Raw genomic sequence first — 21759 nt, 5'->3', positions numbered from 1 at the left:
TTAGAACAGCTTTTTCAGCTCTCGCACGGCGACATCGGCGAACATCCTGACCTTTGGGTCCTGCAGGCGGCGATGCGGGGTCAGGCAGCCGAATTGTGCCGGAGGGGGGCGATTTTCGGGCAGGATTTCAATCAGCCGCCCGGCTTTCAGGTGTTCGGCCACCTCATAAGCGGGCCGGTTGGCGATGCCCTGGCCTGACAGCGCCCATTCGGTCAGCACATCGCCATCATCGGTGTCGAACCGGCCCGAGACCATCATTTTCAGCGGTCCATCCTCGGTTTGCAGCACCCAGAAATATTCCGGGCTGCGCGGGTATCGCAGCAGCAGGCAATTGTGCTGTTGCAGATCGTCGGGCTTCTGCGGCGTGCCATGCGCGGCCAGATAATCGGGCGCGGCCACCAGCAGGCGCGGGCAATCCGCGATCTTGCGCCATTTGAGCGATGAATCGGCTGGTTCACCCAAAAAGAACGCCAGATCAATGCCGTCTTCGACAATGTTCACGCTGCGATCCGACAGGCGCAGGCGGATATCGATGCCCGGATTCTCGGCGCAGAAAGAGGGGATCAGCGGCGCGATCAGGCGACGACCCACCCCAAGCGGCGCGGTCAGGCGCACCACCCCCTGCGGTTTACCCGAAAAACTGCTGACGACGGCCTCTGCCTCGTCCAGTGTCTCGATCACGCGTTGCGCATGGTCATAGAAGGCGCGACCGATCTCGGTCGGGGTAAGTTTTCGAGTAGTTCGATTCAATAGTCTGACCCCGAACCTGTTTTCGAGATCCTTGATACGGTTCGAGGCCACCGCGGGCGACAGCCGCAGATCGCGCCCGCCCGCCGTGATGGAGCCAAGTTCGATGACGCGCACAAAGACGCGCAGGCTTTCGAGATAGGACATTCAGAGCACCACTGTTGGGATGGGCCATTTTCAACGATTGGTGTAAAGTCTTCAATGTCTCCAGCGATTTCGCAACGGTTAATTCCGGCCTAGGCTGAGAATTGAATGCAAGAGGACGGAACATGACGGGCAAACTGCGCTTTCTTCTGAATGATCGCGAGGTCGCGCTGGATCAGGCCGGCGCGTCCGACACGCTGCTGGATTTCCTGCGGATCGACCGGCGCATGACCGGCACCAAGGAGGGCTGCGCCGAGGGCGATTGCGGGGCCTGCACGGTGCTGGTCGGCAGGCTGACCGATGCCGGGCTGATCTATGAGCCGGTGAATGCCTGCATCCGGTTTCTGGTTTCCTGTCATGGCTGCCATGTCGTGACGGTCGAACATCTGCGCGGCCCGGATGGCGGTTTGCATCCGATCCAGACGGCGATGGTGGAACATCACGGCAGCCAATGCGGCTTTTGCACGCCCGGTTTCGTCATGTCGCTTTACGGGCTGTGGATGGGCAATCCGCAGGCCGATGCCGCCCAGGTCGAGGTGGCGCTGCAGGGCAATCTGTGCCGCTGCACCGGGTATGAGCCGATCATCAAGGCAGCACTTGCCGCGCAATCGGCAGGCGGGCAGGCGATGGATGCGCTGGCGGTCGAACGCGATGCGGTGACGGCCAGGCTGCGCGCGATCCGGCAGGAACGCGTCGATCTGACGCGCGGCGCGGACCGTGCGATCATTCCGGCGGATGTGGATGATCTGGCCGCGCTGCTGTTGGAACATGACAAGCCCACGCTGATCGCCGGGGCCACGGATGTGGGCCTGTGGGTGACGAAATTCCTGCGCGACATCAGCCCCGCCATCTTTATCGGCCATCTGATGAAGGGCGTGGAAGTCACTGACGGTGAAGTGAAAATCGGCGCGGGCGTAACCTATACCGAGGCCGAGCCGCTGATCGCCCGGCATATCCCCGAGGCGTTGGATTACTGGCAGCGCATTGGCGGCTGGCAGGTCCGGAACATGGGCACGGTCGGCGGCAATATCGCCAATGGCTCGCCCATCGGTGACACGCCGCCCTTGCTGATCGCGCTTGGCGCCCGCATCGTTCTGCGCAAGGGCGATGCCCGGCGCGAGGTCGATCTGCAGGATTATTTCATCGAATATGGCAAGCAGGATCGCGGGCCGGGCGAGTTCGTGGAAAGCGTGATCATCCCGCTGCCCGGGGATGCGCGCATCGCGGCCTACAAGATCAGCAAACGGCGCGACAGCGATATTTCCTCGGTCGCGGTGGGGATCAGCGTGACGCTGGATGGCGACCGGATCGCGGACGCGCGGATTGCTTTTGGCGGTATGGCGGCCACGCCGAAACGTGCCGCCGGGGCCGAGGCTGCGCTGAAGGGCCAGCCGTGGGGCGAGGCTGCGTTCGAGGCTGCCGCCCGCGCGATTGCCGATGATTTCACCCCGCTGTCGGATATGCGCGCCAGCGCCGATTACCGCAGCGCGGTGGCCGCCAACCTGATCCGGCGGTTCTGGCTGGAACAGGCGGGCGAGGGTGCGGGGCCGGTGCGGCTGGATTATGCGGTGGGGGCGTGACGATGAAGGATGACATCGAGATCAAGGGCCTGGCCCATAGCGACACCCAGCATGACAGCGCCGTCAAGCATGTCACGGGCCGCGCGGAATATACCGACGACCTGACCGAACCGCATGGCCTGATCCATGCCTATCTGGGTCTGTCGAAATGCGCCCATGGCCGGATCAACCGGATGGATCTGGATGCGGTGCGCGCCGCGCCGGGGGTGATCGACGTGCTGACGGCGGATGATATTCCGGGCGTCAACGATGTCTCGCCCGCCGGTCACAAGGATGATCCGATCTTTGCCGATGGCGAGGTGAAATTCTGGGGCCAGCCGGTCTTTGCCGTCATTGCCGAAACCCGCGATCAGGCGCGCCGTGCGGCGGCCAGGGCGCAGATCGACTATGACGCGCTGCCTCATGCGCTGGACCCGATTGCCGCGCGCGAAGCCGAGATGGGCTATGTCACCGATCCGCTGACTTTGCGTCGCGGCGATGCCGATCGCGGCCTTGCCGCCGCGCCGCATCGGATCAAGGGCCGGATGGGCATTGGCGGGCAGGATCATTTTTATCTGGAGGGCCAGATCGCCATGGCCGTACCGGGCGAGGATGAGGATGTGGTCATCAACGTCTCGACCCAGCATCCGTCCGAGGTTCAGCATATGGTCGCCCATGTGTTGGGCGTGCCCAGTCATTCCGTTGTGGTGAATGTGCGCCGGATGGGCGGCGGGTTCGGCGGCAAGGAAACGCAGATGAACCTGTTCGCCTGCGTGGCTGCCCTGGCCGCGAAGAAATGGAACCGCGCGGTGAAGATCCGCCCCGACCGCGACGACGATATGTCGGCCACCGGCAAGCGGCATGATTTTGTCGCCGATTACGAGGTGGGCTTTGACGATGAGGGCCGCATTCTGGCGGTGCAGGGCGATTGGTTTGCGCGCTGCGGGTTCTCGGCTGATCTCAGCGGGCCTGTGACCGACCGCGCGCTGTTTCACGCCGACAACGCCTATTACTACCCCGATGTGCGCGTCAGCAGCCATCCGATGCGCACCAATACGGTCAGCAATACCGCGTTTCGCGGCTTTGGCGGCCCGCAGGGCGTGATCGTGGCGGAACGGATGATCGAGGAAATCGCCTATGCACTTGGCCGCGATCCGTTGGAGATCCGCAAGGCGAACCTTTACGAAAACGGCCAGTTGACCCCTTATCACCAAGAGGTCACCGACCAGATCCTGCCGCAGCTTTTCGCCGAGCTGGAAGCCAGCAGCGATTATGCCGCGCGCCGTCAGGCGGTGCTGGACTGGAACGCCAAGGGCGGCGTGATCCGCAAGGGCATCGCGCTGACGCCGGTGAAATTCGGCATCAGTTTCACCGCGACCTGGTACAATCAGGCGGGCGCGCTGATCCATATCTACAACGACGGCTCGATCGCGCTGAACCATGGCGGCACCGAGATGGGGCAGGGGCTGAACACCAAGGTGGCTCAGGTCGTGGCCGAGGCGTTTCAATGCGATATCAGCCGCATCAAGATCACTCGCACGACCACGGAAAAGGTGCCCAATACCTCGGCCACCGCCGCCTCATCGGGGACCGATCTGAACGGCATGGCAGCCCTGGACGCCGCCGATCAGATCAAGGCGCGGCTGGTCGAATTCGTGGCCGAACGCTGGCAGGCGCCGCGCGATCAGGTGCGGTTCGTGCCGGGTCATATCATGGCAGGCGAGACGGCGATCCCGTTCGATGAGGTGATCGGTGCCGCCTATATGGCGCGCATCCATCTGTCGGCGGCGGGGTTTTACAAGACGCCCGAAATTCACTGGGACCGCGCCACCGGCAAGGGCCGTCCGTTCTATTACTTCGCCTATGGCGCGGCGGTCTCGGAAGTTTCGGTCGATACGCTGACCGGCGAATATGTGATCGAGCGCGCCGATATCTTGCACGATGTGGGCCGGTCCCTGAACCCCGCCATCGACACCGGCCAGATCGAGGGTGCGTTTGTGCAGGGCACCGGTTGGCTGACCTGCGAAGAACTGTGGTGGAACGAAAAGGGCGAGTTGAAAACCCACGCGCCATCCACCTACAAGATCCCGCTGGCCAGCGACCGCCCGCGTATCTTCAACGTCAAACTGGCCGATTGGTCGGAAAACAGCGAACGCACGATCAAACGGTCCAAAGCCGTGGGCGAGCCGCCCTTCATGCTGGGGATTTCTGTGTTCGAGGCGATCAATATGGCGGTGGCCTCGGTCACCGATTACCGCGAGCCGGCCCGTCTGGACGCGCCGGCCACGCCCGAACGCGTGCTGATGGCCGTGAACCGGCTGCGCCAATGATCCGGGTCCGGGTCATATCGGCCAAAGGCTCGACCCCGCGCGATGCGGGCGCGCAGATGCTGGTTGGCCCGGATCAGGTGTCGGGCACCATCGGCGGCGGGCAGTTGGAATACATGGCCATCGACCGCGCCCGTCAGATGCTGAAGCGCAATGAGGCCACGGCAGAAATGGACATCCCGCTTGGTCCCGAGATCGGCCAATGCTGCGGTGGCCGGGTGAAACTGGCGCTGGATCGCGCGCCCGCCACGCCCGAGCCGCTGCCCGATGTGCTGATCTTTGGCGCGGGCCATGTGGGCCGCGCGCTGGCGCTGGCGCTGCAACCGCTGCCCGTCACGGCCACGCTGATCGACCAGCGCGCGGAGGAACTGGCCCTGGCCGACCCCGGCATCGCCACCAAAATGACCGCGCTGCCCGAGGCCGAGATCCGGGCCGCCGGATCCGGCAGCGCCATCCTGATCCTGACCCACGATCACGCGCTGGATTTCCTGCTGGCCGCCGAGGCGCTGGCGCGCTCCGATCTGCCCTATATCGGCATGATCGGCAGCGCCACGAAACGCGCGCAGTTCACCCGCTTTGCTCGCGCGCGCGACATCGACCCCGCCAGGCTGGTCTGCCCCATTGGCGCCAACACCACCCGCGACAAACGCCCCGCCGTCATTGCCGCCTTCACCGCAACTGAACTGGTGAGCCAACTCGCCCTTTCTTCTTCAAAGAAATATCCATGCGACAGCTGATCCGGGGCCGTGTCCTCGACTTTCATGCCGATCCGGCAGACACCGAAGACAACCACCGTTACCTGGAAGACGGCGCGATCCTGATCGAGGATGGCGTGATCCGCGCAACCGGCGATTATGCCGATCTGCGCGAAGATGGTCTGACCGAAATCGACCATCGCCCGTATCTGATCCTGCCGGGCTTCATTGATCCGCATATCCATTTTCCGCAGGTGCAGGTGATCGCCAGTTGGGGTGCGCAGCTGCTGGATTGGCTGAACACCTATACCTTCCCCGAAGAGGCGCGTTTTGCCGATCCGGCCCATGCGCAGGCGATGGCGGGCCGGTTCCTTGATCTGCTGACCGCGCATGGCACGACCAGCGCCGTGGCCTTCTGTTCCGTCCATCCCGAAAGCGCCGAGGCGCTGTTTGCGGCCTCGGATGCGCGCAATATGGCGATGATCGCGGGCAAGGTGATGATGGATCGCAACGCCATTGCCGCGGTGCAGGACACAGCGCAGCAGGGTTACGATGACAGCAAGCGCCTGCTGGAGAAATGGCACGGGCGCGGGCGGCAGCGCTATGCGATCACGCCGCGCTTTGCGATCACCTCGAGCCCCGAACAGATGCACGCGGCAGGCACATTGGCGGCGGAACATCCCGATTGTCATGTGCAGACGCATATGTCGGAAAATCTGGACGAAATCGCCCTGACCAAACAGCTATACCCGACCGCGCGGGACTATCTGGACGTCTATGAGAAATACGGGCTTCTCAGTGAAAACCTGTTGCTGGGGCACTGCGTCCATCTGCAACCACGCGAGATCAAACGGATGGCCGAAACCGGCAGCCGTGCGGTGTTTTGCCCGACCTCGAACCTGTTCCTGGGCTCTGGCCTGTTCGACGCGGAGGGGCTGCGGGCGGCTGGCATTACCAGCGGCATTGCGACCGATGTGGGCGGTGGCACCAGCTATTCCATGCTGCAAACCCTGAACGAGGGGTACAAGGTGATGCAGCTGCGGGGTCAGAAACTGACCTCGCTGGCGGCGTTTCACTGGGCCACGCGCGGCAACGCGATCGCGCTTGGAATGGACGATCAGATCGGCACCCTGGCCAAGGGCAGCGACGCCGATCTGGTGGTGCTGAATGCAAGCGCCACGCCGGCGATGGCGCTGCGGATGGAGCGCGCGCAGACGCTGGCCGAGGAATTGTTCATTCTGCAGATCATGGGCGACGATCGCGCCGTGGCGCAGACCTATGTCGCCGGTCGGCCGATGAAGGGCGATGGCGCATAAGCGGCCTGAACGAAACGGATTCTTAGTGATTTTGTCCTAGACGCAACCATGCTGCTGCTTGGCGCGACAGGCGGATTGGGCTATGCCCGGCACATTGAGTTTCTGATCGGGTGACCCTTGTTCTATCCATTAGCCAGTACGACCTGGGACGATACGGAATACGCGGTCCTTGACCGGGTCATCAAATCGGGCCACTTCACCATGGGCGACGAGGTCCGCGCCTATGAAGAGGCCTTTGCAGCCCATTTCGGCAAACGTCATGCGGTGATGACCTCATCTGGCTCGACCGCGAACCTGCTGGCCATCGCCTCGGCCTTTTGGCATCCCGATCTTGGCTGGAAGCCGGGCGACGAGATCATCGTGCCCGCCGTCAGCTGGTCCACGACCTATTTCCCGATCACGCAAACCGGGCTGAAACTGCGCTTTGTCGATATCGACCCGGCCACGCTGAACATCGACCCCGATCTGGTGGCCGCTGCCATCACGCCGCGCACGCGGGCCGTCTTTGCCGTGAACCTGTTGGGCAATCCGGTCGAGGCCGCGCGGCTGCGCCAGATTTGTGACGAGGCCGGCATTCTGCTGCTGGAGGATAACTGCGAATCCATGGGCGCCAGCCTGAATGGGCAGATGGCCGGAGCGTTCGGGTTTCTGGGCACGTTCAGCAGCTTTTTCTCGCATCATATCTGCACCATGGAAGGCGGCATGGTCATCACCGATGACCGCAAACTTTACGACACCATGCTGTCGATGCGCGCGCATGGCTGGACCCGTGGCCTGCCTGCCGACACGCATTTGCCAGTCGATCCCGACCCTTTCGTCGCCCAGTTCCGCTTTGTGTTGCCGGGCTATAACCTGCGCCCGATCGAGATGGAGGGCGCGCTTGGTCGCCCGCAACTGGAAAAGCTGCCCGGTTTCGTCGCCGCGCGGCGCGCCAATGGGGCGATCTTTCAGGACCTGTTCAGCGGGCTGGATTATCTGGATATTCAGCAGGAAACGGGCCAGTCCTCGTGGTTCGGCTTTGCGATGACGCTGAAGGGCCGGCTGGCCGGCAAGCGCCGTGATCTGGTGGCCGCGCTGGCCGAGGCGGAAATCGAATGCCGGCCCATCGTCACCGGCAATTTCCTGAACAACCCGGTGATCGACAAGCTGGATCACAGCATCGGTTCGCCCATCGTCGCAGCCGAGCGTGTGGACGGCGACGGGCTGTTTACCGGCAATCACCACTATCCGATCCAGCCGCAACTCGAGCGGCTGCGCGAGGTCGTGCAGGCCGTCGCCGACCGTCACTGAAAGGACCGTTCCATGACCAAACGCGCATTGATCACCGGCGTCACCGGGCAGGACGGGGCCTATCTGGCCGAATTGCTGCTGTCCAAGGGCTATGAGGTTCATGGCATCAAGCGGCGCTCGTCCAGCTTTAACACCGGGCGCATCGACCATCTGCAAATCGACGAGCATTCGAACAGCCAGTTCCACCTGCATCACGGCGACATGACCGACTCGACCGCGATCATCAGCACCCTGCAAGAGGTCCAGCCGGACGAGATCTACAATCTGGCCGCGCAAAGCCATGTGCAGGTCAGTTTCGAGATGCCGGAATACACCGCCAATGCCGATGCCGTGGGTGCGCTGCGCATCCTTGAGGGCATCCGCCTGCTGGGTCTGGGTGACAGGTCGCGGTTTTATCAGGCCTCGACATCCGAGCTATATGGCAAGGTGCAAGAGGTGCCGCAAAGCGAAACCACGCCATTCTATCCGCGATCGCCCTATGCGGTGGCCAAGCTTTATGCCTATTGGATGACGGTGAATTACCGCGAGGCCTATGGGCTATTTGCCTGCAACGGCATCCTTTTCAACCATGAAAGCCCGATCCGCGGCGAGACATTCGTGACCCGCAAGATCACCCGCGCGGTGGCCGCGATCAAGCTGGGCTTGCAGGAACGGCTGTATCTGGGCAATCTGGACGCGCAACGCGATTGGGGCCATGCGCGCGATTATGTCGAGGGCATGTGGCGCATCCTGCAACATGATCAGCCAGAGGATTTCGTGCTGGCCACGGGGGAAATGCACAGCGTGCGCGAATTCTGCGAACTGGCCTTTGCCGAAACCGGGATCACGCTGGAATGGCGCGGCGAGGGCGTGGATGAAAAGGGGTTCGCGGCGGGCAGCAACCGTTGCCTGATCGAGGTTGATCCGGTCTATTTCCGCCCCACCGAGGTCGAGCAATTGCTGGGCAACCCGACCAAGGCGCTCGAAAAGCTGGGCTGGACGGCGGTGACGCCCTTTGCGACGCTGGTCAGTGAAATGGTGGCCGCAGATACGCGGCTGCTGGAAACCGAACGTCTGGCGCGGCGCGCCTATGGGATCGTTGAATGACACAGATCACCCCCGTTTTGATGGCTGGCGGCAGCGGCACCCGGTTGTGGCCGGCCTCTCGCAAGGCATTTCCCAAGCAGTTCGCGGCGCTGATCGGCGAGCAATCCCTGTTTCAGGCAAGTGCGCGGCGGCTGTCAGGCGCGCGTTTTGGCGCGCCGGTGGTGATGACCAATGCCGATTTCCGCTTTATCGTGGCCGAACAGCTGGAACAGATCGGCATCGAGGCGTCTGCCATCGTGATCGAGCCGATGGGGCGCAACACGGCGCCGGCGATTCTGGCGGCGGCTTTGCGTGCGGTCGAGGACGATCCCGATGCGGTGCTGCTGGTCGCGCCATCGGATCATGTCATCCCCGATGCCGAGGCCTTTGGCCGCGCCGTCGATCAGGGGGCCGTTGCCGCGCGGGCGGGCCGCATCGTGACCTTTGGCATCACGCCCACGCGCCCCGAAACCGGCTATGGCTATATGGAGGTCGAGCCGGCGGGCGATACGGTGCTGCCGTTGAAGCGCTTCGTCGAAAAGCCCGATGCCGAGACGGCGCGCGCGATGCTGGCGCAGGGCGGGTTCCTGTGGAATGCGGGCATCTTTCTGTTCTCGGCGCGCACCATGATCGACGCCTTTCACGCCCATGCCGCCGATTTTGTGCAGCCCGTGCAGGCCGCCGTCGATGGTGCCGTCACCGATCTGGGCTTTCTGCGACTAGCGCGCGGGCCGTGGGAAGGACTGGCCGACGAGTCGATCGATTACGCGGTTCTGGAAAAGGCCGACAATCTGTCGGTCGTGGGTTTTGACGGGCATTGGTCCGATCTGGGCGGATGGGATGCGGTCTGGCGTGAAATACAGGCCGACACGCCGGCGGAACGCGGTGCGGTTACGGACCCGCAGTCGACCGCAATCGATTGCGACAATGTGCTGCTGCGCTCGGACGACAGTGACATGCAGGTGGTGGGGATCGGCCTGTCGGACACGATGGTCATTGCCACCTCGGATGCAGTGCTGGTCGCGCCGATGGACCGCGCGCAAGATGTCAAACAGGCGGTGGCCGCGCTGAAGGCCAAGGGTCGCAAACAGGCCGAGCTGTTCCCGCGCGATCACCGTCCCTGGGGCTGGTTCGAGACGCTGGCGCTGGCGGGTCGTTTTCAGGTCAAGCGGATCGTGGTCAAACCCGGCGCGGCGCTGTCGCTGCAAAGCCATATGCACCGCTCGGAGCACTGGATCGTGGTCAGCGGCACGGCCAAGGTGACGGTCAATGATCATGTCGATCTGGTGACCGAAAACCAGTCGATCTATATCCCTCTTGGCGCAAAGCACCGGATGGAAAATCCGGGCAAGGTGCCGATGGTGCTGATCGAGGTGCAGACCGGCGCCTATCTGGGCGAGGATGACATCATCCGCTATGAAGACGATTACGCGCGTCAGACGGGCGATTGATGCGGGTTCTGCTGACGGGCGGAACCGGAATGCTGGGTCAATCGCTGCAACGGCTGGCGCCCGAGGTGGCACCGGGGCTGACCCTGCTGGCGCCGGGGCGGGCTGAATTGCCGCTGACCGAGCGCGCGGCGCTGCGGCGCTGGCTGTCTGAACATCAGGTTGACGCGGTGATCCACGCTGCCGCGCGGGTGGGCGGCATTCAGGCCAATATCGCCGATCCTGTGGGCTTTCTGTCGGACAATCTGGCGATGAATGACGCGGTGATCATGGGTGCCCATGAGGCCGGGGTGGGGCGTCTGGTCTTTCTGGGCAGTTCGTGCATGTATCCGCGCGATTACCGGCAACCGCTGGTCGAGGAAGACGTGCTGGCGGCCCCGCTGGAGCCCACGAATGAGGGCTATGCCCTGTCGAAGATCACCGGCGCGCGGCTGTGCGACTATATCAGCCGGCAGTCCGGGGGGCGGGCCTATCGCACGCTGATCCCGTGCAATCTGTTCGGAACGGGCGATCATTTCGGCAGCGCCGCCTCGCATCTGATCGCGGCCGTGATCACCAAGGTGATCGACGCGCGCGACAGCGGTCTGGACCAGGTCGAGATCTGGGGCAGCGGTCAGGCGCGGCGCGAATTTCTGGATGTCGATCATCTGGTGCGCTTTGTCCTGACACGGCTGGCGGATCTGGAGGACCTGCCGAAGATGCTGAATCTGGGGGCAGGGCGGGACCATTCGATTGACGAATATTATCGCATGGTGGCCGATCTGGCCGGCTGGCAGGGCCGCTTTCGCCATGATCGCAGCAAGCCCGAGGGGATGATGGCCAAGCTGATGTCATCGGCCAAGGCCGAGGCGATCGGCTATCGCCCACCCGCCGAGATCACCCCTGATCTGGCGCGTGCCATTGCCGCCTATGAGGCGATCAAGGCTGCGCGCTAAGCAGCGACAGCGCCTGTCTTTGTTCCTCGGGGAAGGGGACGGGCCGGCGATCAGCCTTGTCCACGCAGACCAGCACAAAACGGGCCTGGGCGCTTTCCTCGTCATCATCGGCGCTGAACAGCCCCATTTCCAGCACGGCGGAGCTGCGGCCCAGATGGCCAAGGCGCAGCCCGATCCGAACCGGATCGGGAAAGGCGACCTGGCGAAAGAAGACGCAGTTGTTCTCGACCACGACGGCCAGCGGGCCATCGCCGTGAGGGCCCAGCATGCCACGCGCCATCATCCAGATGTTCATGGCGCTGTCGAAGAGTTCGAAATAGGTCGCGTTGTAGATATGGCCGTATTGATCATTGTCGTTCCAGCGGGTCTGGATCGCCTCGAAGGCGGGATAGTCAGCACGGTTGCGCGGGGTGGCACGGGGCATGTCTGGCCTTTCGGATTGGGTGTGATCGCGACCCGCGACTAGGGCTGTTGCCGGCTTGTCTGATCCAGAACGAACAGACGCAGCGCCGTGGCAAGCCCGACCTCGGGCGGGCGCTGGTGATCGATCGAGGCGATCAGCACGGCGCGGGACTGGCCCTGCCGGCGCGCGATCTCGCCCAGCCCGCGCCAGAACGGATCCTCCAGCGACACGCTGGTGCGGTGCCCGTCGATGGTGACCGAGCGTTTGACAGGCGGGGTCATGGGCGGCAGGTCAATCATCGCGCTTGTGCTGATCATGCAGGCCGTCGGCCCGCGTCTGCTCGGCCTGACGGACGGTCCGCCGGCTTTTCGCCTCGCCGAATTTCGCAGCCTTTGCATCGCCTTGCGCCCGCCGCTCGGCTCGGGCACGATCTTTTCGGGCCTGTCGCAAATTGATGATCTTGGTCATCTTGCAAAAATAGCGGCTTTCGGCGGGTCAAGAAAGATAAATTCATCAAAGAGTGGCAGCCTGGTCGTTCGACACTGCCGATAGAGAAGGGACAGATACGATGCGTGAATTTTTTATCAATTGGTCCGAGCGGTTGATCACGGCTTTTGTCGTGATGGGCGGGCTCTTTGTCCTGATCGCGGGACTTGGCGCGATGTTTTCGGGAATGCCGGGCGGTTTCTGGCGCGGTCTGGGCATTCTGGTCGGCGGATCGATCTATCTGATGGTTGCGGCCGGGTTCATGTATGTGGCCTTTGGCATCTATCGCAACACGCAGGAAACCAACCGGCTGCTGGCCGAACTGCTGCGCAAGTAAGCCATAAGAAAAGGCGCGCCACCGGCAAGGTCGCGCGCCTTTCGCCATCGTGGCCAGCGATCTTAGCCCTTGGGGCCGATCATGTCCTCGGGCCGAACGATCCGGTCGAATTCTTCCTCGGTCACAAAGCCAAGGCTGACCGCCTCTTCGCGCAGGGTGGTGCCGTTCTTATGCGCGGTCTTGGCAACCTTGGTGGCGTTGTCATAGCCGATGGTGGGCGCAAGCGCCGTGACCAGCATCAGCGATTCATTCATCAGCTTGTCGATGCGGGCGGTGTTGGCCTGAGTGCCGGCGACCATATTATCGGTAAACGACCCCGCCGCATCGCCCAGCAGCTGCATGGATTGCAGCACGTTATAGGACATCATCGGGTTATAGACGTTCAGTTCGAAATGGCCCTGCGATCCGGCGATGGTGACGGCGGCGTCATTGCCCATCACATGCGCACACACCATGGTCAGCGCCTCGGCCTGGGTCGGGTTCACCTTGCCGGGCATGATCGACGAGCCGGGCTCGTTTTCCGGCAGGATCAGTTCGCCCAGACCCGAGCGGGGGCCAGAGCCCAGCAAACGCAGGTCATTGGCGATCTTGAAGAGGCTTGCGGCAACGGTTTTCAAGGCGCCCGAGAAAAACACCATGGCGTCATGGGCGGCCAGTGCCTCGAACTTGTTGGGCGCGGTAACAAAGGGCAGGTCGGTGATCTTGGCGATCTCTGCCGCGATGTCCGTATCCCAGCCTTTTCGCGTGTTCAGCCCGGTGCCCACGGCGGTGCCGCCCTGTGCCAGCTCATAGATCTGCGGCAGGCACAGCCTGACCCGTTCGATCCCCATGCGGACCTGATGGGCATAGCCGCCGAATTCCTGACCCAGTGTCAGCGGCGTTGCATCCTGCGTATGGGTGCGCCCGATCTTGATGATGTCCTTGAACTCGGTCGATTTCGCCTCTAGCGCGCCGGCCAGCTTTTCCAGCCCCGGCAGCAGCACATCGCGCGCCATCATGCCGATGGCGACATGCATGGCGGTGGGGAAGGTGTCATTCGACGACTGGCCCATATTGACGTGGTCATTGGGGTGAACGGGGTTCTTGCTGCCCATTTCGCCGCCAAGGATTTCGATGGCGCGATTGCTGACCACCTCGTTGGCGTTCATGTTGGATTGCGTGCCCGAGCCGGTCTGCCACACGACCAGCGGGAAGTTGTCGTCGAACTTGCCCTCGAACACCTCTGTCGCGGCCTGTTCCATGGCGCCGGCGAGTTTGTCGTCCAGCTTGCCATCGTTATGGTTGATGCGCGCGGCGGCCAGCTTGATCGCGCCAAGTGCGCGAATGATGGCGACGGGCTGGCGTTCCCACCCGATGGGGAAGTTGATGATGGACCGCTGCGTCTGCGCGCCCCAGTATTTGCTGGCATCCACCTCTAGCGGGCCAAAGCTGTCGGTTTCGGTGCGGGTCTGGGTCATGATGCGGCTCCCTCGCGATTTTGTTGAGGTTTCTTAGGGCCGGGTGACCGGATTCGCAATGCGGGACAGCAGATCAGGGATGCCGCAGGCTACGCAGGGCTGTTTCCTCGGCGCGCAAGCGTACGGACAGCATGAGGGCATTAAAGAGCGTAAAGATCACGGCAATCCAGAACAGCCCAAGGACCATCGGGGCCACGAAGATTTCGCACACGACCACGAAATAATTCGGGTGCCGGATCAGTCGGAAAGGCCCTTTGGTGACCAGCGGCTTGTCCAGCACGATGATGCGTGTCGTCCAGCGTTCGCCCAGGGTCAGCAAAACCCAGACCCGACCGAGTTGCAGCACGACGAACAGCATCAGCCAAGATGGCTGCACTGGCTGATTGATACCGAACAGGAGAGTGGCGATCAGCCAGGTTGCATGCAGCGCGACGATCAGCGGATAATGCCCTGCACCATATTCTCGCGCCCCCTGCGCCAACAGGCGGCGGGTGTTGCGGCGGGCAATGAACAGTTCGGCCAGCCGCTGGACCGCAAGGAACAGCACAAAGGCAATCGCAGCCGTGTTCACGCCGATCCCACATATAGCGGCAGCGCCGTCGCCGAACAATGCGGTGGCGATGATATCGGCCTTGGCCAAGCGGTCCATACGGAAAAGCAGGGCGCAGGTTTCCACTGCGACCATCAGCACATGCGTGCCCGGCCGCGCCGCCGCCAGATCGCGGGCGGTCGCTACCGATAGCAGTCGCACAGCGGCTGGATCTGCATGCACTGTCGCCAAATCATGGGCGGAATGACGCGTGTCGGCGGGCATCATGGCTCGGTAGGCTGGGATCAGTGGCGTGGGCCGAAAACGCGGGCCGCTCCAACTGACGGTCAGGTCAAAGACCGCCGCAAGGCAATCAGCTACAGGATTGATGTTTCGTAATCGTGCTAGCGCGCGATGAAGGCCGGGTGATGGCCTGAATGCGTCCTACTTTCGCCACTTGTCCAGGCTGACAACCTCGCCGCTGCCCTTGGGCGCGTCCTCGTCCGCGATGTCGTCTTCGGTGTCGTCGATATCCTCGCCGTCTTCCTCATCATCCTCGTCGTCATCCTGCGTTTCAAAACGCAGACCGAATTCGACGGTCGGATCGACAAAGGTTCGCAGCGAATCAAAGGGGATGCGCATCGGCTCGGGCGAGTTGCCGAAGTTCAGGGTGATGGTGAAGCCTTCGTCGTCGATGGTCAGATTGTCGAACCAATGCTGAATGACGATGGTCATTTCCTCGGGGTAGCGGTCGCGCAGCCAATCGGCCATTTCGACGCCTTCGTCGCGGGTGTCGAAGGTGATGAAGAAATGATGTTCGCCCGGCAGTCCGTTGTCGCGCACCTGGCACAAGACATCCGCGATCAGGCCCTGCATCGCCCGGTGCATCATGTTGCCATAGTCGATCCGGCTGCGCGTCATATCGCGGTATCCTTTCCCTCGTTGCGGCCAGCATAAGGATATGACCGGCGAAGAAAAGGGGTACAATCCGGGCCCTGCGCGCTATAGCGCCAGCAGCAGGCCCGCCACGGCGGAACCCGCCAGCACCCAGAGCAGACCAAGGTGCAGGCGCAGCAATGCGATGGCCGCGAGAGCTGCGATCAGACCCGCGCGCCAGTCAAATCCGGTCGGGTCGGGCAGTTGCAGCGGACCTGCCTGGATGGTCTGGCCCGAAAACAGAACCTGAACGCCAAACCACAGTGCCAGCGTACCGATCACGCCGACCACGGCGGCTGTCACTCCCTCCAGTGCGGCGGCAAGGCGTGGCTGGCTGGCGAGCCAGTCGATCGAAGGGGCAAGCGCAAAGATGAACAGAAACGAGGGCACGAAGGTCACCCACAGGCTGAGCGCGGCTGCCGTGGCAGCCAGGGCCGGGCCGCCCTGCACATCGCCCGCCAGCCAGGCCACGAATTCGGTCACCAGAATCAGCGGCCCCGGCGTGGTTTCCGCCAGCCCGAGCGCATCCATCATCTGTCCGGTGGTCAGCCAGCCCAGGTCCTGCACCACGGTCTGGGTCATATAGGTCAGCACCGCATAGGCGCCGCCAAATGTGACGATGGCCAGTTTGGCAAAGAACAGGCCCAATTGCGTCAGAAAAGCCGAGCCTGCCAGCCATGCCAGCGCGATGGGGGCCAGCCAGATCGGGATGCCGGGCAGAAACAGCCACAGTCCAGAGGTTGGTCGCGATGAACTGGCCGTTGCGGTGCTGCGGGCGGTCAGCGCACCGGCCAGTGCCGCGGCCAGAATGACAAGCGGGAAGGGCAGGCCAAAAGCTGCGATCGCCACAAAGGCCGCCAGCGCGATCAGTCGATGGGCGTTTCCCTTGAGCGCGCGACCCGCCACGCGCAGCAGCGCCTCGATCACGATCACGAAGACACAGGCCTTGATCCCGAAGAAGGCGGCCTGGATCAGGGGCAACTGTCCCCATGCGACATAGGCCGCAGCCAGGGCCGCGATCACCAGCGCGCCGGGCAGGATGAACAATCCGCCGGCCAGCAACCCGCCGGGAATGCCGCGCAAGCGCCAGCCGGCATAAGCGGCAAGCTGTGTGGCCTCGGGGCCCGGCAGCAACATGCACAGCGACAGGGCGCGCAGGAATTGCGCCTCGGTCAGCCAGCCCAGGCGATCGACCAATTCGCGATGCATCAGCGCGATCTGCGCCGCCGGACCGCCAAAGGACAGCCAGCCGATGCGCCAGAATGTGATGAAGATCTCGCGATAGCCGAACACGCATCCCCCCGTTTTGCAAAGGGATAGTCACCGATTGTATCATCAAGGTAAATGCGGGGATTAAGTGCAGGTTTCTGTTGCCAGGTACCTGCGAACCCCGCCTTACGCGGCTAGGCGCAAGGACTTAATTTTCGATCTCTCGAACTGCTTACGCAGCCAGAGCGACCGGAGCACGGTTGTCGTTGGCAACTGTACAATTTGCACCGATATCGGTGGTAGCTCACCGAGACAAAGCATAACCCCTTTAGACGTTCGTCGATCCTATTTCGGCCCCATGGTCCCCCAACGAGGGTGATCTGGTGGAGCCGCCGGGTACCGCCCCCGGGTCCGATCCGCTTATTACGAGCGCGTTTATGTCCATAGTCCGGGCAAGCCCGAACAAGACAAATATAGGCATATGGTTGATAAGGGGCAAGGGGCGGATGCTGCGGATCGGGATTCTGCGGATAAAAACGCTGGCTCAGCGCTGGAATGCAGAGCACCGGTTGAGTGCTCGACCAGCGCGGGCCTTACCATTGGTGCCGAAGCACCTGGTACCCTCGGGGTCGTACTTGGCCCCCCCAAAGACCCCAAGGACAATCATGGCAAGACCCGCAGCTGGCCGCCGACACAAACATTTGGGTAAACCCAGTGATGATTGTGACGGAACTGGAAAAAACATAACCGAGGGCTATGTGACTTAATCGTGATGTCTGCAGGTGCAACGACCATCCCCATGCAACGGGAAACTGACCGTTCCTGCCTTATCTATGCCTCTTTGACCTCAACTGGATCCAGACCCCGGAGCCAGAGTAAACTCTAAATAAGATGCTGATAATTCTGATATTTCGAACCAGAAATGCCAGCATTGCTTTCATTCATATATGAATCTTAGCATCATTTTGTAAATTTAAGAAAGGTTAATTTGGGCAAGTTGCGTAGCGTCGTTACGTCATTCGTGGGTTTATCTGACGCGGTGTCGGGGGGCGATACGCCCCCCAGCCTATCAGGTCGGATCCTGGCCCTCGTGTCCGGTCAGAAACCGGCCTTGATCTTTTCGAATTCGGCCAGCTGTTTTTCGCGCTGTGCCGGATCATTGGGGGTCTGGGACAGGACCGGCGCGTCGATGGGGCCGATGCCAGCCTCGCTGCGGGCCTCGGGGCTGATCGTCTCCATCCCCTTGGTGTTGGACTGGCCATAGCCGATATTGTCCAGCAATGCCTGGGCCGAGCCAGGTGCCAGCCAGGCATTCACGAAGTCATAGACCTTGTCCTCGGAACCGGGGCCATCCTTGAGGTTGATAAAGCCGCAGAACCAGGTCGAGGAGCCTTCGGTGGCTTCTCGCTGAAATCCGACCGGATAGTCATCACCGCGCAGATAGACCACGCCGTCATTCCAGGACCAGGCCACATCGACGGCGCCAGAGCCCATCAACTGGCTCATCTCGGCCGGGTCGGCCCAATAGGCGGCGACATTCTGATGCGCGGCGCGCAGCCATTCGGCGGCGGCGGCGAATTGTTCGTCGGTCACTTCGGTCCAGTCGGTCACGCCGGTTGCCAGATAGGCCAGCGCCCAGACGTCATCGGAACTGTCGGGCAGCGAGGTGCGGCCCTGAAACTTCGGATCGTTGAAGACCTGCAGGGTCGCCACGTCCTCGTCGGTGACATTTTCGGTGTTATAGGCGACCGCGGTCACGCCCCAATCGGCGGGGATGTACCAGACGCCTTCGTCATCCACGAAGGTTTCCGATTCCAGAAACCGCTTGTCGATATGCTCGAACTCGGGGATGCGCGCGGTGTCCCATGGCTCGATCAGACCGGCGTCGCGATATTTCGAGACCATCTGGCTGCAGGGATGGGCGATATCTGCCTTGAAGCCGGATGCGAGTTTCTGAAACGCCTCGTCATCGTCGCCGTAAAAGGCAAATGTCGGGCTGTCGCCATGCTGGTCGATATAGCCCTGAAAAATTCCCGGCACCTCGAAGCCCGCCCAGTCGAACACGGTCAGTTCGGGGTCGGCCGCGTAAGCCGGAGCAGCCAGTGCGATGACGGCTGCTGTGGTGAAAAGACGCATTGGTCATTACCTCCTGTTGGTCCCGAAACGCTATGCCGCGTGGCGCCTCGGCGCAAGCGTTCAGCGCATTCGCAGCGCACCGTCGAGGCGGATGACCTCGCCATTCAGATAGGGGCTTTCAACGATGAAACCGGCCAGCCGCGCGAATTCTTCGGGCTCGCCCAGACGTTTGGGAAAGGTCACCTCGGCGGCCAGCCCGTCCTGCACATCCTGCGGCAGGCCGCGCAGCATGGGGGTGGCGAAAATGCCCGGCGCGATGGCGCAGATGCGGATGCCCTGTCCGGCCAGATCGCGGGCGACGGGCAGCGTCATCCCGGCAATGCCGGCCTTGGATGCGGCATAGGCGGCCTGTCCCTTTTGGCCATCAAAGGCGGCGATGCTGGCGGTGTTGACGATGACGCCTTTCTCATCGCCCGGATTTCCGGCCATGCTGACAGCGGCGAGGCGCAGCACGTTGAAGGTACCGATCAGGTTGATCTGGATGGTGCGGGCAAAGCTGTCCAGCGCATGCGGCCCGTCGCGGCCCACGGTCTTTTCGCCGGTGGCGATGCCGGCGCAATTGACGCAGATATCAATGCCGCCCATGGCGCTGACCGCGGTGTCGATGGCGGCCTGAACGCTGGCCTCGTCCGTGACGTCGGTTTGCGCGAAATGCGCGCCGATGGCGTCAGCGGCGGTCTTGCCGGCCTCGTCGCGATCCAGAACCGTGACCTCTGCACCCTGCTGGCGGAAATAGCTGGCGGTGGCCTGTCCCAGCCCCGATGCGCCGCCGGTGACGATGGCGCGACTGCCTTTGAGTTGCATGGCTGATCCTTCCTGTCTGTGGTGTTGTCGGTTTGGCTGAAACTGTCAGAAGCCAGCCTGTTTCACCAGCGCCCTGATGCGCCCCCACCCGAAGATCGCCCGCCACCGAAGCTGCCGCTGCGTCCGCTGCGGCGGCGGACGGGTCGGGGTTCGCTGCGCGGGCTGGTCCATTGACAGATCTTGCAGCGCGTCCACATGACCTGGCTTGCGCGGCCGCTGTCATCCGAGGGCTGGATGATCTCTGATTCCTGCACCAAGCCGCTGCCGCCGCAATTGGGGCAGGGTCGGCGGCCCAGCTGGATGCGCCGCCAGATGCTGCGCAGGATGTTGAAACCGACGAGGCCAAAGACACCGAAGACGCCCAGCGGCAGTAACCATCCCAATGGATCCCGCGTGTCCGAGGGACCGTCAAAGCCCATTCCGGCGGCATTCGGACGCGCGATGTCGTCGATGATGGCCAGCGTGCCGTCGCGGATGCCCGCCGACATCTCATCCGCGCGAAAGGCCGGCAGAATATCGTTGTCGATAATCGCGCGGGCCGCGTTGTCAGCCGCGCCGGGATAGCCCGCGCCCAGTTCGATCCGCATTTCGCGGTCGTCGCGCAGGACCAGCAGCATGAAGCCGTCATTGCGGTCTGCCTCGCCCACGCCCCAATCGTTGAAAAGCCGCTTGGCAAAGGGTTCCAGACCGTCAGTGCCGCCATGACGCGCCCGATCAATGAGTGTGACGACCGTGCCCTGAACGCCGGTATCGCCCTGCAGCGCGATCAGCGCCTCGTCGATGATGCGGGTGTCTTCATTGCTGAGCAACTGCGCGAAATCATTGATGCTGGTATGTTGCCAGTCAGGCAGATCCTGCGCGGCCAGCGGCAGGGCCAGCGCCAACCAGATCAGGGCCGCACGGATCATACCAGCAGCAACTCGGGCCCGCCGGCAATCAGCGGGTCGATCCGGCCGATGGCCTTCTTGTCCTTGCCGGCATAATCGACCGCATTCAGGATCGTCTGGATCGCGGCGATGCGGGCGCGTTTCTTGTCATCCGAGCGGATCACCGTCCACGGCGCGACGGGTGAATGCGACAGCGACAGCGTCTCGCGGATGGCGTCGGTATATTCGTCCCATTTCTTCAGCCCCTCGACGTCGATCCAACTGAGCTTCCACTGTTTCAGCGGGTCCTTCTCGCGGTCGAGAAAGCGTTTCAACTGCTCGGCGCGGCCCACGTTCAGCCACAGCTTGACCAGAATGATGCCGTCATCGACCAGCAGCCGTTCGAAATCGGGCAGTTGGCGAAAGAACTGTTCGCGCTGTTGGTCGGTCACAAAATCGAACACGTCCTCGACCACGCCGCGGTTGTACCAGCTGCGGTCAAACAGCGCGATTTCACCGGCGGCGGGCATGTGATCGACATAGCGTTGGAAATACCATTGCCCGGCCTCTCGTTCGGACGGTTTGGGCAGGGCGATGATATTGGCCGAGCGCGGATTCAGGTTTTCGCGCACACGTTCAATGGTTCCGCCCTTGCCGGCGGCATCGCGCCCCTCGAACAGGACCACCACACGTTTGCCCTTGCCGATCACGTCATACATCATCCGCACAAGCTGCAATTGCAGCTGTTCGATCTGCGCCTCGTAGTCCTTTTTCGATATTTCCTCGTCGTAAGGATAACCGGGATCAAGGATCTCATCCTTGCCCGCATCCTTGATCGCCTTGCGAATATCCTTGGGTGCGCCCTTTTCCAGGTAGTCGGTAATATCGCCCACAAAGGGAAGTTCAGGTGTCTTCGCCATCTCTGATCTCTTGTTGATTACCCGGTTCGGGATGCTGGGGCCGAGTATGGGGCGGCGCGATATTGTCGGCAAGGGCATTGCCGCGCGCGCGGGCCGTCACTCGAACATCACGCTTGAGAGGTTGACATATGTGGCTGGTCAGGGCCGATA

21 protein-coding genes, 1 other RNA gene and 1 pseudogene are annotated in these 21759 nt (G+C 62.5%); 10 read left to right on the top strand and 13 right to left on the bottom strand.

Annotated elements, in window-relative coordinates:
- Positions 1-894: a LysR family transcriptional regulator gene (locus CUV01_RS17535; RefSeq protein WP_101461601.1), complete on the bottom strand. Its 894-nt coding sequence runs from the start codon at positions 892-894 to the stop codon at positions 1-3.
- Between the two features lie 122 nt (positions 895-1016).
- On the opposite strand from CUV01_RS17535, the gene xdhA reads away from it, so the two are divergent.
- The 8 genes from xdhA to CUV01_RS17495 all read left to right on the top strand — a co-directional run bounded on the left by xdhA (position 1017) and on the right by CUV01_RS17495 (position 11526).
- A complete protein-coding gene (xdhA, locus tag CUV01_RS17530; protein ID WP_101461600.1) occupies positions 1017-2471 on the top strand; it encodes a xanthine dehydrogenase small subunit in 1455 nt (484 codons plus the stop codon).
- A 2-nt stretch (positions 2472-2473) separates the two neighbouring features.
- Positions 2474-4780, top strand: a complete 2307-nt coding sequence (xdhB, locus tag CUV01_RS17525) for a xanthine dehydrogenase molybdopterin binding subunit (protein WP_101461599.1) — start codon at positions 2474-2476, stop codon at positions 4778-4780.
- Positions 4777-5514 carry a xanthine dehydrogenase accessory protein XdhC gene (gene xdhC, locus CUV01_RS17520; protein WP_101461598.1) on the top strand — a complete coding sequence of 246 codons (738 nt, stop codon included), beginning with the start codon at positions 4777-4779 and terminating at the stop codon, positions 5512-5514. Before xdhB ends, xdhC begins: the two co-directional genes overlap by 4 nt.
- Positions 5502-6788, top strand: a complete 1287-nt coding sequence (guaD, locus tag CUV01_RS17515) for a guanine deaminase (RefSeq protein ID WP_101461597.1) — start codon at positions 5502-5504, stop codon at positions 6786-6788. The genes xdhC and guaD overlap by 13 nt, the downstream gene beginning before the upstream one ends.
- Before the next feature lie 117 nt (positions 6789-6905).
- Positions 6906-8078, top strand: coding sequence for a DegT/DnrJ/EryC1/StrS family aminotransferase (locus CUV01_RS17510; protein ID WP_101461596.1), 1173 nt, complete (start codon positions 6906-6908; stop codon positions 8076-8078).
- Positions 8079-8090: 12 nt separating this feature from the next.
- Positions 8091-9164 carry a GDP-mannose 4,6-dehydratase gene (gene gmd / locus CUV01_RS17505; RefSeq protein WP_101461595.1) on the top strand — a complete coding sequence of 358 codons (1074 nt, stop codon included), beginning with the start codon at positions 8091-8093 and terminating at the stop codon, positions 9162-9164.
- Positions 9161-10594: a mannose-1-phosphate guanylyltransferase/mannose-6-phosphate isomerase gene (locus CUV01_RS17500; RefSeq protein WP_101461594.1), complete on the top strand. Its 1434-nt coding sequence runs from the start codon at positions 9161-9163 to the stop codon at positions 10592-10594. The genes gmd and CUV01_RS17500 overlap by 4 nt, the downstream gene beginning before the upstream one ends.
- On the top strand, positions 10594-11526 hold the full coding sequence (locus tag CUV01_RS17495; protein WP_101461593.1) for an NAD-dependent epimerase/dehydratase family protein: 933 nt from the start codon (positions 10594-10596) through the stop codon (positions 11524-11526). Before CUV01_RS17500 ends, CUV01_RS17495 begins: the two co-directional genes overlap by 1 nt.
- Here CUV01_RS17495 and CUV01_RS17490 read toward each other — a convergent pair.
- Together CUV01_RS17490 and CUV01_RS17485 are read right to left on the bottom strand one after the other, a co-directional pair.
- On the bottom strand, positions 11510-11950 hold the full coding sequence (locus tag CUV01_RS17490) for an acyl-CoA thioesterase (RefSeq protein ID WP_101461592.1): 441 nt from the start codon (positions 11948-11950) through the stop codon (positions 11510-11512). The two genes, CUV01_RS17495 and CUV01_RS17490, sit on opposite strands and share 17 nt — an antisense overlap.
- Before the next feature lie 38 nt (positions 11951-11988).
- Positions 11989-12210 (bottom strand): ribbon-helix-helix domain-containing protein, encoded by a 222-nt coding sequence (locus CUV01_RS17485; protein ID WP_232962779.1) that lies wholly within the window; start codon positions 12208-12210, stop codon positions 11989-11991.
- On the opposite strand from CUV01_RS17485, the gene CUV01_RS20395 reads away from it, so the two are divergent.
- A complete protein-coding gene (locus CUV01_RS20395; RefSeq protein WP_422385850.1) occupies positions 12209-12481 on the top strand; it encodes a hypothetical protein in 273 nt (90 codons plus the stop codon). The genes CUV01_RS17485 and CUV01_RS20395 overlap by 2 nt on opposite strands.
- Before the next feature lie 16 nt (positions 12482-12497).
- On the top strand, positions 12498-12752 hold the full coding sequence (locus tag CUV01_RS17475; RefSeq protein ID WP_101461589.1) for a hypothetical protein: 255 nt from the start codon (positions 12498-12500) through the stop codon (positions 12750-12752).
- Between the two features lie 62 nt (positions 12753-12814).
- Here the strand turns inward: CUV01_RS17475 and fumC are convergent, their stop codons facing one another.
- The 10 genes and pseudogenes from fumC to ppk2 form a co-directional block, all read right to left on the bottom strand.
- On the bottom strand, positions 12815-14209 hold the full coding sequence (fumC, locus tag CUV01_RS17470; RefSeq protein ID WP_101461588.1) for a class II fumarate hydratase: 1395 nt from the start codon (positions 14207-14209) through the stop codon (positions 12815-12817).
- Positions 14210-14282: 73 nt separating this feature from the next.
- Complete coding sequence (locus CUV01_RS20390) at positions 14283-14756, bottom strand: isoprenylcysteine carboxyl methyltransferase family protein (protein ID WP_422385882.1); 474 nt, start codon at positions 14754-14756, stop codon at positions 14283-14285.
- Positions 14757-14795: 39 nt separating this feature from the next.
- Positions 14796-14927: pseudogene (locus tag CUV01_RS20385) on the bottom strand (type III polyketide synthase); the annotation flags it as partial.
- A gap of 255 nt (positions 14928-15182) precedes the next feature.
- Positions 15183-15659 carry an SspB family protein gene (locus tag CUV01_RS17460; protein WP_101461586.1) on the bottom strand — a complete coding sequence of 159 codons (477 nt, stop codon included), beginning with the start codon at positions 15657-15659 and terminating at the stop codon, positions 15183-15185.
- Positions 15660-15740: 81 nt separating this feature from the next.
- Positions 15741-16967 carry a chromate efflux transporter gene (chrA, locus tag CUV01_RS17455; protein ID WP_101461585.1) on the bottom strand — a complete coding sequence of 409 codons (1227 nt, stop codon included), beginning with the start codon at positions 16965-16967 and terminating at the stop codon, positions 15741-15743.
- 63 nt (positions 16968-17030) lie between these two features.
- Positions 17031-17386, bottom strand: a transfer-messenger RNA (tmRNA) gene (gene ssrA, locus CUV01_RS17450).
- 595 nt (positions 17387-17981) lie between these two features.
- Positions 17982-19019, bottom strand: coding sequence for an ABC transporter substrate-binding protein (locus CUV01_RS17445; protein ID WP_101461584.1), 1038 nt, complete (start codon positions 19017-19019; stop codon positions 17982-17984).
- A gap of 60 nt (positions 19020-19079) precedes the next feature.
- On the bottom strand, positions 19080-19823 hold the full coding sequence (locus CUV01_RS17440) for an SDR family oxidoreductase (protein ID WP_101461583.1): 744 nt from the start codon (positions 19821-19823) through the stop codon (positions 19080-19082).
- Positions 19824-19885: 62 nt separating this feature from the next.
- Entirely contained in the window at positions 19886-20731 is an 846-nt protein-coding gene (locus CUV01_RS17435) for a TPM domain-containing protein (protein ID WP_101461582.1), read from the bottom strand.
- Positions 20728-21609 carry a polyphosphate kinase 2 gene (ppk2, locus tag CUV01_RS17430; RefSeq protein WP_101461581.1) on the bottom strand — a complete coding sequence of 294 codons (882 nt, stop codon included), beginning with the start codon at positions 21607-21609 and terminating at the stop codon, positions 20728-20730. The genes CUV01_RS17435 and ppk2 overlap by 4 nt, the downstream gene beginning before the upstream one ends.
- Positions 21610-21759: the final 150 nt, after the last annotated feature.

Source organism: Paracoccus tegillarcae (genome assembly GCF_002847305.1).
Classification (GTDB): domain Bacteria; phylum Pseudomonadota; class Alphaproteobacteria; order Rhodobacterales; family Rhodobacteraceae; genus Paracoccus; species Paracoccus tegillarcae.
Note: the sequence above shows the minus strand (reverse complement) of the source record. Positions and strands in the feature narration are given on the sequence as shown.